This window comes from Capnocytophaga gingivalis ATCC 33624, from assembly GCF_000174755.1.
Taxonomy (GTDB): domain Bacteria; phylum Bacteroidota; class Bacteroidia; order Flavobacteriales; family Flavobacteriaceae; genus Capnocytophaga; species Capnocytophaga gingivalis.
This window is the reverse complement of sequence record NZ_ACLQ01000024.1, coordinates 67,186-81,217: the sequence shown is the minus strand read 5'-3', so window position 1 is coordinate 81,217 and position 14,032 is coordinate 67,186. Positions and strand designations below refer to the sequence as shown.

General features: G+C 43.0%; 8 protein-coding genes and 1 pseudogene. 1 reads left to right on the top strand and 8 read right to left on the bottom strand.

Annotated features, from left to right (window positions below):
• Positions 1–190: 190 nt before the first annotated feature.
• The 7 genes and pseudogenes from CAPGI0001_RS10015 to terL all read right to left on the bottom strand — a co-directional run.
• A complete protein-coding gene (locus CAPGI0001_RS10015) occupies positions 191–3,004 on the bottom strand; it encodes a 2-oxoglutarate dehydrogenase E1 component (protein WP_002669421.1) in 2,814 nt (937 codons plus the stop codon).
• Positions 3,005–3,173: 169 nt separating this feature from the next.
• Positions 3,174–3,740: a hypothetical protein gene (locus CAPGI0001_RS10010; protein ID WP_002669389.1), complete on the bottom strand. Its 567-nt coding sequence runs from the start codon at positions 3,738–3,740 to the stop codon at positions 3,174–3,176.
• Positions 3,741–3,870: 130 nt separating this feature from the next.
• Entirely contained in the window at positions 3,871–4,740 is an 870-nt protein-coding gene (locus CAPGI0001_RS10005; protein WP_002669588.1) for a lysophospholipid acyltransferase family protein, read from the bottom strand.
• 16 nt (positions 4,741–4,756) lie between these two features.
• Positions 4,757–6,448, bottom strand: a complete 1,692-nt coding sequence (locus CAPGI0001_RS10000; RefSeq protein WP_002669527.1) for a dihydrolipoamide acetyltransferase family protein — start codon at positions 6,446–6,448, stop codon at positions 4,757–4,759.
• A gap of 162 nt (positions 6,449–6,610) precedes the next feature.
• Positions 6,611–7,219, bottom strand: a complete 609-nt coding sequence (recR, locus tag CAPGI0001_RS09995; protein WP_002669543.1) for a recombination mediator RecR — start codon at positions 7,217–7,219, stop codon at positions 6,611–6,613.
• Positions 7,220–7,234: 15 nt separating this feature from the next.
• Positions 7,235–9,661, bottom strand: a complete 2,427-nt coding sequence (gene pheT, locus CAPGI0001_RS09990) for a phenylalanine--tRNA ligase subunit beta (protein ID WP_002669472.1) — start codon at positions 9,659–9,661, stop codon at positions 7,235–7,237.
• A gap of 469 nt (positions 9,662–10,130) precedes the next feature.
• Positions 10,131–11,318 (bottom strand): annotated as a pseudogene (terL, locus tag CAPGI0001_RS09985) (phage terminase large subunit); the annotation flags it as partial.
• Between the two features lie 302 nt (positions 11,319–11,620).
• Here terL and CAPGI0001_RS09980 point away from each other — a divergent pair.
• Positions 11,621–12,436 carry a hypothetical protein gene (locus tag CAPGI0001_RS09980; RefSeq protein ID WP_002669433.1) on the top strand — a complete coding sequence of 272 codons (816 nt, stop codon included), beginning with the start codon at positions 11,621–11,623 and terminating at the stop codon, positions 12,434–12,436.
• A 45-nt stretch (positions 12,437–12,481) separates the two neighbouring features.
• On the opposite strand, the gene CAPGI0001_RS09975 is transcribed toward CAPGI0001_RS09980, so the two are convergent.
• Positions 12,482–14,029: a RagB/SusD family nutrient uptake outer membrane protein gene (locus CAPGI0001_RS09975; protein WP_002669423.1), complete on the bottom strand. Its 1,548-nt coding sequence runs from the start codon at positions 14,027–14,029 to the stop codon at positions 12,482–12,484.
• Positions 14,030–14,032: the final 3 nt, after the last annotated feature.

The window sequence follows — 14,032 nt, the reverse complement described above, 5'->3', positions numbered from 1 at the left end:
TGAATTTAAATAGAATTTTAAACAATAATTAACGTTCTTATTTTTCGCTAAAAACAAAATAAATCAAAAATAAAAACTATAGTGATATAGATAAAAACTATAGTTGATTACTTCTCTATCAAATTGTAAAAAAACAGATAGAGGTTATCTGAAGAATAACCTCTATCGAACTATTGTAAAAAGCTAATTACTATATAGCTAAAAACACCTTATCTATAGCTTCCTGATGGCGTGCTTTGTGGCGCATAGGGCTTCCTGGAGCTGGCGCAGAATATGCATTGGCCGCGGCCAATCTCCATTTTACTATATCAAAATTCATCAGCATATAGCCATAAGCCCCCATGTTCTTAGGTTCTTCCTGAGCCCATACATAATCGGTCACATTTGGATAACGTGCAATTATAAGCTTAAGCTCTTCTATAGGGAGAGGGAAAAGCTGTTCTATACGTACCAAGGCTACATCCTTACGTCCCAATTTTTCTCTTTCAGCCAAGAGGTCATAGTAAAACCTTCCTGAACAGAAAGTAAGAGTACGTACTTCTTCTGGATTCACCTGAGAATCATCCAATACTTCTTGGAAATATCCTTGAGTAAGTTCTTCAACAGAAGAAATCACCAATGGATGTCTCAGTAAGCTCTTAGGAGACATCGCTACAAGCGGCTTTCTGAAAGGAGCCTTGAGCTGACGGCGAAGCAAGTGGAATAGGTTGGCTGGAGTGGTACAGTTGGTCACATACATATTCTGGGTAGCACATAGCTGTAAGTAACGCTCCAAGCGAGCCGAAGAGTGCTCTGCTCCTTGTCCTTCATAACCGTGAGGCAAGAGCATTACCAAACCACTTTGGTTTTTCCATTTGTCCTCACCACAACATATGTATTGGTCTATCATAATCTGAGCACCATTGGCAAAATCACCAAACTGAGCTTCCCAAATAGTCAAGGTCTGTGGAGCAGTAAGGGCATACCCATACTCGAATCCTAACACCCCATATTCGGAGAGCAAAGAGTTATATACATGGAAAGTTCCTCCGCCTTGTTCTTTTATACGGGATAGAGGAATGATACTTTCTTCCGACTCTTCCTCTTTGACTACAGCATGACGGTGAGAGAAGGTACCACGACCTACATCCTCACCAGAGAGGCGTACATCATGCCCTTCGGATAAGAGAGTCGCAAAAGCCAAGTGCTCAGCCATCCCCCAGTCTACCTTATTTTGTTCAAAATAAAGATTATGACGCTCTTTGATAATCTTAGTTATCTTATTGATAAACTTCTTATCCTCAGGAAGTGTAGTGATAAGCTGGGCTAAAGCATCCAATTTTTCTCTCTCATAGGCAGTACTTATCTTAAGTAGCATATCCTGCTGAGAAGCAATATGCTCCAATCCCTTCCACTCATTCTGCATGATAGGTGTGATGATCGTAAATTCCTTCAGGCGAGAAGCCTCCAATTCTGTATCCAGATGATTGCGAAAAGTCTCCTGATAGGCTTGTATCTCCTGAGGAGTGATCACTCCTTGTCTTACCAAAGATTCTGTATAGATCACTGTCGGATTGTTGTGTCCACCTATAATCTTATACAAGGCAGGTTGTGTGAATCGAGGTTCGTCCCCCTCATTATGTCCATATTTTCTATAACCAATTACATCGATAAAGACATCATGCCCAAAAGCCATACGATACTCCATAGCCAAAAGCATAGCACGTACTACCGCTTCGGTATCATCGGAATTGACATGCAGCACAGGAGCTTGGAATCCTTTAGCTACATCTGTACAATAGGTAGTAGAGCGAGAATCCGAAGGATTCGTAGTAAACCCTATTTGGTTATTAATCACTATATGAACTGTTCCTGAAGTAGTATAACCACGAAGGCGCTCCATCTGCATTACCTCATATACGATTCCCTGTCCAGATACAGCCGCATCGCCGTGCATAACGATGGGCAATACCTGAGAAGGATTATCGGCATAGTGAAGATCTTGTTTAGCACGTGTAATTCCTTGTAGGACAGCACTTACTGTTTCTAAGTGAGAAGGGTTGGGCGCAAGGTTCAACAACACTTCGTTACCCTTGGCTGTAGTACGATGAGTAGTAAGCCCCAAGTGGTATTTTACATCCCCATCAAATTCAGGATCTAAATAATCCTTACCATCGAATTCAGAGAACACATCTTGAAGGTTTTTCCCTAAGATATTGATAAGAACATTCAGACGACCACGGTGCGCCATTCCTATGACTACCTCTTTTACCCCTCTTTGGTCAGCAGCTGCCTCAATAAGAGCATCCAAGGCAGGGATTACAGCCTCATTTCCTTCCAAAGAAAAGCGCTTTTGACCTACATATTTGTTATGAAAAAAGTTTTCTAAAGTAGTAGATTCGGCTAATTTCTCCAAGATACGTTTCTTTTGCTCTTTGGAGAACTCAGTAGTATAATCTCCTGAATATATTTTTTCTTGGAACCATTTCTTTTCTTCCTCATTATCCAAGTGCTCAAACTCTATGGCGATACTCTTAGTGAAAGTATCTTCTAACTTTTTCAAGATTACAGAAAGAGGAGACGGTGCCAAATGGATTTCCTTAGCGGCATCGAACACTGTAGAGAGATCAGCCTGAGAAAGGCCAAATTTTTCTAAGGATAGGGATACCTGTGGCGCTTTACGCTCCTTGAGTGGATCTATCTGAGCAAGCAGATGTCCTTGGCGCTGGTAAGCCTTGATCAAATTAAGTACTTGCAATTCTTTCTCTACCTTGCCAAAGACTGGCACGGGGGCGGCTTGAGGGGTAGAAGCTACTGAGGAAGCTGCAGGAGCAGTTACAGTAGAAACTTCTTGAGGAACTGATTCCTGAAAGAAATCATATCCATAGCTCTCGCGAGCAAAATCAAACCCCTGGAAGAATGCTCTCCAACTGGCCTCCACCGAGTCGGGATTCTCCAAATATTGGTCGTACAAATCTGCAAAGAACTGTGTATTTGCAGCATTAAGAAAAGAATATTTGTCCATAAGGAATCAAGATTTTATAATAAAAATTCTATATGTGATATTTATGGGCAAATATACGAAAAAATAATGATAAAAAGCCTTTTACTTTTAGTTTTTTTTCGCTGAAGATTTTCTCACCAAATCAAGGGTTCTACTATCCTTTTCAGAGGGCATATCATCAGAAGACTTCTCACCACTCCGCCTTAAAATGCAAGACTTCTTCTTTAGGTTTCAGTACCTTTATTTCTATAGAGTCATAACTTTTTAGAAAACATTCTGTTATCACAGGATACTCCTTTTTCAGCTTATCATAATCAATCTCTACCTTTTTAATATTCTCAACTTTGATTACACTATCTTTTGGCACATATTTTTCCAAGAGAGGGACTAATTCTTGTCGTCTATCATTCACAAAATCAGTAGGAATAGACAAAAGGAGATACACTTCCTTTTCTTGATAAGGGTATAGTTTTATAATATGCTTTTTAAAAGGAATATATTTTTTTTCTTTTTCATCCAACTGCATAGCCTTATTGGACAGATGGATGTCCGCTCCTTTTATATATTTTGCCCTCAATGACACAAAATAAAAAGAATCATTTTTAATGGTTATCTTTTTATAAAAAGAGAAACTTCCATCTTTTGAGGTATAAGAGATTAATCCAGTAGGTAAATTTTTTTGTTGGGTGATCCTTATATGATTTTCTGAAGAACAACTCACAAACAACACGAATAAAAAAATCACATACTTACTCATAAAACTATTTTATTTATGTAACAAAAGAGATTGAAAGTTTTCTCTCTATCTTTTCTCACTCTCCATATACTACTGCCATAACTAATTATTTTTTTATATTATAAACTTTTATCAAAACTACAGAGGAAGCCTACTTGGCATGTTTGAAGCGATTGTGTGTCCATAGGTAGTACTGAGGTGCTTTTCGTATCTGACACTCAAGCATTTGGGTGAAAATATCAGTAATCTGGTGCTCAGGAGTCTGCTGCGGTTCTTCACTGATAAGAGTAAAAGTAGCCTCATAGTAGCCTCTTTTGACCTTCTGTATATCACAGAAGACCACAGGGATATTGAACTGACGAGCGATACGCTCTGCCCCTGTGAAGACTGGCACAGTAACCCCCATAAAAGGGCGCCAATAGTTCTTAGGAGAACTCGATGGTGATTGGTCAGAAGCCAAGCCGTAGGCACAGAGCATTCCCTGGTGCTGCTGGCGACGTATCTCCTCTATCGCCTTGTAGCGAGAGATGAGGTAGCTATGGAATCGCTCCCTGAGACGGCGTATATATCGGTCAAAATACTTATTGGTAATAGGTGTATACAGTGCATAAGAAGTGTGGGGTATCTGCGAAGCCAAAGAAAGCAACCACTCATAACTATTGTAGTGCCCACACATGATGATAAAGCTTTTCCCCTTCTGGTGAAATTCCTCCAAAATTTCCTTGTTGGTATAGGTCATTCTTCTGTGCATTTCCTTTTGAGAAAAAGACATCGTTCTGACCATTTCCAAGAAAATATCACAGAAATGATGATAGAATTTCTTCTCTATTTCTTTGATTTCCTCCAAAGATTTTTCTGGGAAAACACGTACAAGATTCCCCCTTACTACTCTCTTGCGATAGCCAATAACTCTATAGATAAGAAAGCAAAGCCCATCCGATAGGCCATAGAGAAGCCTATCGGGCAGGCGAGAGATTATCCAAAGAAAAGGATAAGCAAGGTAAAAAGTCAGCCATTGCATAGGGGGAGGAGTATGGTTATACTTCGCGGGTGATATCCCACTGTTCGAGATACTTGGCCACTCTTTGGACAAACATACCTCCGAGTGCTCCATTGACCACTCTATGATCAAAACTGTGAGAGAGCATCAGTTTGTAACGGATAGCGATGACATCCCCTTCAGGTGTTTCCACCACCGCAGGTACCTTTTGAATGGCGCCGATGGCTAAGATTCCCACTTCAGGCTGGTTAAGGATAGGCGTACCGAAGAGGTTTCCAAAAGCCCCTATATTGGTCACTGTATAAGTACCTCCCTTGACCTCTTCCGGCTTGAGCTTGTTCTCACGGGCACGCTTAGCCAAGTCATTAACCGATTTAGCCAATCCTACCAAGCTTAATTGATCCGCATTCTTAATTACTGGCACGATAAGATCGCCATTGGGCAAGGCTGTAGCCATCCCTATATTGATATTCTTTTTCCTAAAAATACGTTCGCCATCGGTAGAGATATTCATCAAAGGAAAATCCTTCAATGCTTTAGCTACTGCTTCTATAAAGATAGGAGTAAAGGTAAGTTTTTCTCCTTCGCGGCTTTCGAATTGTTTTTTGTATTTATTGCGCCAGTTCCAGATACGAGTCACATCTACCTCGATAAAGCTGGTTGCATGAGCCGATATATGCTTGCTCTCGCTCATATAGTTGGCAATAAGCTTGCCCATACGAGTCATCTCGATCACCTCCACATTGTCATCGACAGGAGAAGGTGTATAGGAAGTTGTCGCCAGCGGTGCTTGCTCAGGAGCACTTACAGGTATCTGTAAAGAGGCGGCAGGAGTAGCCTGAGCCGCCGGAGTAGGAGTAGCCTGAGCCGCTGGGGCAGGAGTAGCCTGGGCTGCAGGAGCCTCTTTTTGAGACTGGGTAGCGGCTAAGTTCTTTATAAAATCTTCAATATCAGGATATTTTACTTCATGACTTTCTGCTACTTTCTGCTCTGTGGCTGCCTCTTTTTCCTCTTGAGCAACCGGTAAAACTTCTGGTGTAGAAGAAGCAGGAGTAATTGTCGCTGGCTCAGAAGTAACCGCCACTTGCGCTTGTTCTCCCTCTTGTCTTGTTCTATTTTCTAAATAGCGAAGAATATCATACTTAGTGATGCGTCCCTGAGCCCCTGTTCCCTCAATAGAGGCCAATTCCTCCTCTGATATATTTTCTTCTTTGGCAATGGTTCTTACCAAGGGAGAGTAGAAATCCTTTTGAGTATCTTCCTGTGAAGTAGCATCCGCAGAGGTATCCACTTGAGTAGGCACATAAGGTACAGCAGGCACTACCTCTTGTAGTTCTTCTTCTGAAGTAGCTGCGGGCAGGGCTATCTCCTGAGGCTCCTCAAAAGAAGAAATGTTCTCTTGCTCAGGTTCCTCTATAGGCAATAGTTCCTCAGAAGAAGGTGTAGCCTCAGGCAGGGCAATAGTAGGCTCCGATGCGGCATTTTGCTCTATTGTTTCGATCACCGCCATGAGCTGTCCTACCTTTACCACGGTTCTTTCCGGAGTAAGGATTTCGGTGAGGATTCCCTCTACATCACTGGGAATTTCAGAATCAACTTTGTCAGTGGCTACCTCCACCAAGATATCATCCAAGTGTATGGTATCCCCTACTTTTTTAAGCCAAGAAGAGACAGTAGCCTCCTCAACGCTTTCTCCCATTTGTGGTAATTTTAATTCGTACCTTGCCATTTTTTTTAATTGTTAATTGTTAATTGTCAATGATTAAAGCAATAGACTAAAGATTCATTTGATCTATTTTTTATTGTTTTACTTCTATTTGTTTAACCATTGCTTTTACAACTTTATAAATAGTTTTTAAGTTCTGACTTAGTAAAACCCAACGACCTCCTCCTACATCACCTGAAAGGGGATGCGGTGTAGGATACTCCTGCCGAGGGTTACCTCATCGGTATATTCGAGTTCGTCCCCTACGGATATGCCTCGGGCAATGGTAGAGGTGGTAATATCCAAGCCTTCTAACTGTCTGTAAATGTAAAAATTGGTTGTATCGCCTTCCATGGTATTGCTCAGGGCAAAGATAATTTCCTTGACAGAACCTTCTTTTACCTTTTTGACCAAGGAGGCGATGGTCAGCTCATTAGGCCCTACTCCGTCGATAGGAGAGATTTTTCCCCCGAGCACGTGGTAGAGCCCGTTGTACTGTCCGGTATTCTCTATAGCCATGACATCTCGCACATCCTCCACCACACAGAGCAAGGAGCTATCCCTATGGATATTGGCACAGATGTCACATATTTCCGTATCGGATATGTTATGGCACTGCTTACAATAAGTAATCTCATTGACCAAACTGACCAACGATGCTGCCAAGCGCTCGGTTTGTGCAGGAGGTTGCTTGAGCAGGTGTAAGGCCAATCGCAGGGCGGTGCGCTTTCCTATTCCTGGCAGTTGTGAGATCTCATAGACTGCATTTTCCAATAATTTGGAAGAAAAATCCATCATGGTACATTACAATTAAGAGCGCAACTGGGCACCCACTTCCTGCTGGAAGGCAGCCAGTAAGGACTCCATTGTCTTATCTATCTGCTTATCCGTAAGGGTTTTATTGCTATCCTGTAGGAGGAACCCTACGGCATAGCTCTTCTTGCCCTTAGGGAGTTTGTCCCCTTGATATACATCGAAGAGGAATACTTTCTTGAGTAATTCTTTTTCTGTCTTATGGGCGATATTATAGATCGCTCTGAAGGAAACATCCTCATCCAAGAGCAGTGCCAGATCGCGGCGTACTTCTGGGTACTTAGGGATTTCCCTATAAACGACCTTCTTAGCCAAATGTTCAAGAGCTACCTCCCAGCGAACATCGGCATAGTATACCGCTTGCTTGATTCCGAAATGATTCAAGATACTTGTCCTGACTATCCCTAAGGAAGCCAAAGTCTGTTGTCCTATTTTTAGAGTTATTCCTTCTTGGAATATTCCTTCTGTGGTAGGCTCTTCCTGATAATCTACGATTCCCAAACGGGAGAAGATAGCTAAGAGGTAGCCCTTGAGCTGGTAGAAGTTGGTCTTCTCAGTAGGGGTATTCCATGTCTCGGGATAGGTATTTCCAGAGAGGAAAAGCGCCAAGTGCTTAGGCTCGGTGTAGCTCTGCTCTACCTTGTGATAAGTTTTACCAAACTCAAACAGCGCCAAGTCAGTGCGCTTACGGTTGTTATTGTAAGCGATGGTCTCCAGACCTGAGAAGAGCATGCTCTGTCGCATCACAGCCAGATCCTGGCTAAGTGGATTGAGCAATGTCACCCTCTGGGCTGGCTGAATATCCTCAGAAAGTGTCTCGTACTGAGCTGTAGTAAGGCTATTGTTCATTATCTCAAAAAATCCCTGCCCTACGAGCTGGTCAGCAATAATATTTTGTACATTGAAATCTTCATATCGGTTGGCATGTGCCATAGAAGCACTCACCTTGGAAGGAGCTTCAACATTGTTATATCCATATACACGAAGTATCTCTTCTATCACATCCACATCGCGCTGTACATCGACTCTATAAGAAGGCACTGTAAGCCCCATACCTATCTCGGTAATGCTATTAATCTGGATACCCAGAGAGTGTAGAATACTCTTGATAACATCGCGAGGGATCACCTGGCCGACAAGTGCATCCACTTTTTCATAGGTGAGGAACACTTGGAAATCCTCTATTTTTCTGGGATATAAATCAATCACATCGGAAGAAATCTCACCTCCGGCCAATTTTTTGATCATAATAGCGGCTCTGAGCAGCGCATACTTACAATCATCGGCATTGACTCCCCTTTCGAAGCGGAAAGAAGCATCGGTAGAGATTCCATGTCTTTTGGCAGTTTTGCGAATCGCCACAGGGTTAAAGTAAGCACTTTCCAAGAAAATATGAGTAGTATCCTGACTTACCCCTGAGTTGTTACCTCCTAATACCCCCGCCAAGCACAGTGGTTTGTCTACATCGCAGATCACCAGATCCTCGGCTGAAAGGGTTCTATCCACCCCATCCAAAGTTTGGAATTTTTCACCTTCAGAGGCATTGCGAACAATGATCTTCTTACCTGAGATACGTAAAGCATCGAAGGCATGTAGGGGCTGCCCCAAGTCGTGGAGGACATAGTTGGTCACATCCACTATATTATTCTTAGGAGTGACCCCTATCGCCCTAAGCCTGTGTTGTAGCCAAGCAGGCGAAGGAGCTACCTTGACATTGGAGATACTCACTCCACAATAGCGAGGTGCCAGTTCCTTGTTGTCCACCAAGACATCGATTTTGAGCAATCGGTTTTCTACAAAGAAATCGGTCACCGAGGGGGTTATAATCTCCTTATTGGTACCCCTCTGTAGGAGCCCTGCTCTTAGATCACGAGCTACGCCTAAGTGACTCATCGCATCTGCACGATTTGGAGTCAGGCCTATCTCAAAAATAGTATCGGAGACAATATGAAAAACCTCACTACAAGGCTTGCCATTGGGCAAAGAGCTATCCAATACCATAATACCCTCGTGACTCTCTCCCAGACCCAATTCGTCCTCCGCACAGATCATTCCATGACTCTCTTCTCCACGGATTTTGCCTTTCTTAATCTTGAAAGGTTCCCCTTGCTTGTCATAGAGAGTAGTCCCAATGGTAGCTACAGCAACCTTCTGTCCTTGAGCTACATTGGGAGCCCCACAGACAATAGGTACTACGCCTCCCTCACCTAAATCCACCTTGGTAAGGCTTAGCTTATCGGCATTGGGGTGCTTGGTACACTCAAGTACCTCACCTACCACCACGCCAGCGAGCCCTCCCTTTACACTCTCGTAAGAGTAGATACCTTCTACTTCCAAGCCTAAATCGGTAAGAATCTCGCCTACCTCTTGGGCTGGTAAATCAATCTTGAGGAAATCTTTTATCCAGTTATATGAGATTTTCATAAAATGATACTATATTTTTTGGAATGGCAAAGTTAGTATATTTTATTGTAATGAGAAAATTTTTTTGATTGAAGTTGCTAACTGATAATACAAAAGACTGATTATTAATAATTAATGATTAATGGTTAATGATCAATGGTTAATACTCCAACACTGGCGAGGGGGCTTGCAGGTCTTGTTAGTAACAAAGAATTGCTTCATAATACTTGGAAGGAGATTTGTCATGTGGTGGGAAAGGCGAATTGACTCTCTTGTTGGAGGGCGAATTGCAATTCGCCCCTACATATGTGACACAACGCTGGTATTAGGTATTTGTTGGTTACATTTTTCACTTTTCACTTTTCACCACATACCCAAGCTTATTCGCTTGGCTACACTCTTCATTCTTCACTCTTCACTCTTCACTCTTCACCACATACCCAAGCTCATTCGCTTGGCTACACTCTTCACTCTTCATTCTTCACTCTCTTTACCATTGTAGCAGTTCTGAGAGGGGAATCTTGCGGGGAGGTTGGCGGCACTCTACCGAGCCAGTGAGAGCATCGGGGGCATCGTCATGAGGGTTGGTTCCCTCCTTGAGGTAGCCCATGAGGTCTCGGGCAAAAGTCGGAAAGCGTTTCTTCCAATCCAGGGGCATGTGTACTAACTGCTGCACTAAGGACGAGGCAGAGAAAATACGCGCTATCTTGTTCTGTGATTGATGGAAGGGATAGAAGCGGGTAAAGTTGTTCCCCATCTGCTGAGCACGTTCCTCCAGATTATGAGCAAAGAGTCCTCCGCCGTTGTTACTCTCTATATGGCAGCGCTCCACCTGATGCTCCAAGAGCTTATGGGCAATCTCCTGCTCGGTTACCTTCATTGGATCCTTGGTATAGAGTACATCTACAATAAAATTCCCTTCTTGCGCTTCTTTGTAAAAGAGCATACAGAGGTAGTCGGCACCGCTATCAGCAGCGTCGATATAAGCCACAGAGTAAGTGTGTGAGGGAATCTCGGTATAGCACTGAAACTCCTCATACATAAGCCCTTGTGAAGGTTGCGGGTTCTGCTGGTAAAGACTCTCGAAGACAGCCCCATTGCGCTGCTTGATCTGCAGGAGCTTTTCCAGATTGTGCCTTTCTGGCCAGAGCACCTCTCCCTCTGCTCTGGGGTCAAGAGGGGTGGGCGGACTGTCCTTGACAGCAGGGAAACTCAGCAGTACCCACCCGTGCGGGTTGTCTGTAGGGTGGTAGAGACCTTCCTTCTGCAAGAGGCGTCCGGCGAGGTCATCCTCATGCCAGCGGGTGAAAACCAAGAGCTGTTGGCTGGAGTTGTGCAGTCGGGTAGAGGCTACCGTATCGTACCAGTCGGCTATATTCTGCCGTATCAGGGGCGACCATGCCGCAGCAGCATCCTTGTAGAGGTCATCCATGATAAGTATATCCACTGGTTCTCCAGTGAGAGAGCCGCCGACTCCTATAGTCTTGAAACACCCCTGATAGCCCACTATCTCGCACTCGTCGGCATTGCGAGCGTAGTTGCGGCTCTTCCTTGCTGCTTGGGAAGAGGGAGAACGTGCAAGAGTCGCTTGTGGGAACAACTCATGGTAGGTATCCTCGTCCATGATACGCTGGAGTTCACGGTTGAACTTGCGTGCCTTGGTAGCATTGTAGGAGACGGCCATTGACGATTTTCCATAGGAGGTCTGTTGCTAAGGAGTGCATTTCTTTAGGGAATATGAAAAGTGAAGAATGAAGAACGAAGAGTTGGCTCATTCTTCACTTTTCACTTAATTTGCAGCAAAGATACCACATGGAGAAGACAAAGTCAAGGAAGGAGATCATAAGAAATAAGACGAGAAGTGAGAGGGGTTAGGGAGGGGTTAGGGGAATTTTTGAATTGCTAAAATAATAATAATTTATTCTTGAGTATTTATCTTTTTTGTAACTTTGCACTCTTAAAAAAATAATTTATAGAAAAATGAAACGATTAGGAATTTTCTTGCTTTTAGCAAGTACCCTTGCTTTTGGCCAAAACCAGAACAAAAAGACAGGTTGGGATGCTGCCAAGCTCAAAGGAAAAGTAAAGACTTACATCATAGAGGACTATCGTATAGATGAAAAGGGGAAACCCTTCAGAGGGAATACAGAGCTACTCACCGAGTTCGACCCTAAGGGACGTACTACTAAGATGCAAGTGAAGAATAATGGAATGATCATGTCCTACCACGATACCTACAATGACCAAGGATATCTCATAGAATCCATATCCAAGGATGAGGACAACAAGAAACTTTCCTCCAACCTATATGAGTATGATCAAAAAGGAAACCGTACCCGCCACGACCTACTCACTGCCGAAGGAAACCTTTTTATGAGTACCTTCTCGAAATACAATGACAAAAACCAACTTATAGAGAAATCCAGCTGTGTAGGAGGGGTATGTGACGAAAAGAGCATTTTCACCTATGATGACAAAGGCTACCTTATCCAAGAGGATAAATATAAAAAAGATGAACTCTCGACCAAGACCCTCTATAAGAACGATGCCCAAGGGAATCCGATAGAACGCCTCACTTATGATGCTGAAGGTAAACTCCTAAAAAAGATAACCTCTACCTATGATAAGGAAGGTAATGAAACTGAGAACATTGTCTACAAAGGAGATGGTACCATAGCCCAGAAGAAAAACTATGTATACCAGTATGATAAGAAGAGAAACTGGATCAAAAAGACTGAAAGCGAAAACGGAGAACTCTCTCTGATCATTCAACAAAAATTTGAATACTACAAATAAAAAAAGCTGCCTGTGGGCAGCTTTTTTATTTGTATAATATATGAATTACCATCCTGGATTTTGTTTCCATTTTCCTTTTTCATAAGTAATATCGGTAGCAGGAATAGGCCATGTCATTTTGTAATATCCTGCAGAGATATTCAGCTGATGATATTCGTTGGCAGGAGAAGTGAAGATAGCATCAGTATTCTGTGGTGTACCACGTACCACCCCTAATCCCCAACGCTTGATATCGTGAAGGCGGAACCCTTCGAAAGCTAACTCACGATTACGTTCGTTCTGTATTTCAGTCAGAAGCGCATCCCCAGTGGCTGTTAGCGCAGTGGTCAGTCCACGAGAAGCGCGGAGACGATTGAGGTATACAAGAGCGTTAGCCTCATCCCCATTGCGGTAAGCAGCCTCGGCTGCGATAAGATATTGCTCTGCTATACGGAACAATTTCGGTTTGTGCATATAGGTAGGAAGCCCTGAGGGATTGCTCTTTAGGTTGCTATTATCCGGATACTTGGTTACCAAATAGATATTGCTATATACAGTATTTCCATAATCCACAAAGAGTTTTTGGAAATAAATACTTTTTCTATAATCCGCTGTATCGAACAGATCTACAAAAGACTGTGTAGGGATATAGCTTGGGTTATAGAGGAAGCGGCGCAAGCGACGGTCAAAGTTATTAGCCCCTATATAGATATCATTGGCCTTAGGTAGCTCATTGACAATGCTAACATTCCCTGTAGAGCCAGCCGCTGCATAAATCTGGACAATGCTCTCCGTTGCAGCATCCTCAGCCCAGATATTTTTAAGGGTAGCGGATGAAGTAGCCAAAGGATAAGTACCTGTATCAATAAGTGCCTTAGCTGTCTGATAAGCTGTTGCCCACTCACCCTGATAGAGCAAGACACGTGCCTTGAGCGCTTTAGCTGCATCTACAGTAAAAGTAGTGGAACCTACCTCTCCTGCTGTATTGGCAAGATACTCCTCGGCCAAAGCAATATCACTAAGGATAAACTCATAGGTTTCCTTCAAAGAGCTCGGTGCAGGGAAGTCTGCTACTTTAGGCTCTCTTAGGATAGGGAGTCCATAAACAGAAGAAGCATCATACGCGCCACAGAAGTGAGTAACCAAGTAGGTGTAGAAATAAGCACGCCCTAAATAAAGTTCGCCCATATTACGCTTTATTTGTGCTTTTTGAGTAGTCTCTCTATCCTTTTCTATTGGAATAGAAGGGATTCTCTGGAGAGAAAGATTGATGTCCTGTATTGCCTTGAAATGAGCCAACCAGATAGCCGCAGTTGTCTCATCGGAAGAAGTGAAAGTATTCCCCCAACGGTGAAGCGCAGGAAGTTTTTCATTATCACGGCGTACTGCATTGAGAAAATCAGCCTGTATGTCGGTGCTTATCATGGCATTACCATAGGTATTGTCGCGCAAGGCTCTGTACATACCATTGACCCAATACTGAGCATCTTCGACATTGAGGTAAGCCTTTTCGTCACTCAGATCTACATAAGGCTCTTGATCTAACTTAGCACAACCTTGCAGAGAGAGTGCTAAGAGAATAAATAATGGTAATTTGTTATATATTTTCTTCATATT

Coding starts and splice junctions, on each gene's coding strand:
- recR (WP_002669543.1), bottom strand. CDS start 7,219: ATGGATTTTTCTTCCAAATTATTGGAAAATGCAGTCTATGAGATCTCA.
- pheT (WP_002669472.1), bottom strand. CDS start 9,661: ATGAAAATCTCATATAACTGGATAAAAGATTTCCTCAAGATTGATTTA.
- CAPGI0001_RS10010 (WP_002669389.1), bottom strand. CDS start 3,740: ATGAGTAAGTATGTGATTTTTTTATTCGTGTTGTTTGTGAGTTGTTCT.
- CAPGI0001_RS10005 (WP_002669588.1), bottom strand. CDS start 4,740: ATGCAATGGCTGACTTTTTACCTTGCTTATCCTTTTCTTTGGATAATC.
- CAPGI0001_RS10000 (WP_002669527.1), bottom strand. CDS start 6,448: ATGGCAAGGTACGAATTAAAATTACCACAAATGGGAGAAAGCGTTGAG.
- CAPGI0001_RS10015 (WP_002669421.1), bottom strand. CDS start 3,004: ATGGACAAATATTCTTTTCTTAATGCTGCAAATACACAGTTCTTTGCA.
- CAPGI0001_RS09980 (WP_002669433.1), top strand. CDS start 11,621: ATGAAACGATTAGGAATTTTCTTGCTTTTAGCAAGTACCCTTGCTTTT.
- CAPGI0001_RS09975 (WP_002669423.1), bottom strand. CDS start 14,029: ATGAAGAAAATATATAACAAATTACCATTATTTATTCTCTTAGCACTC.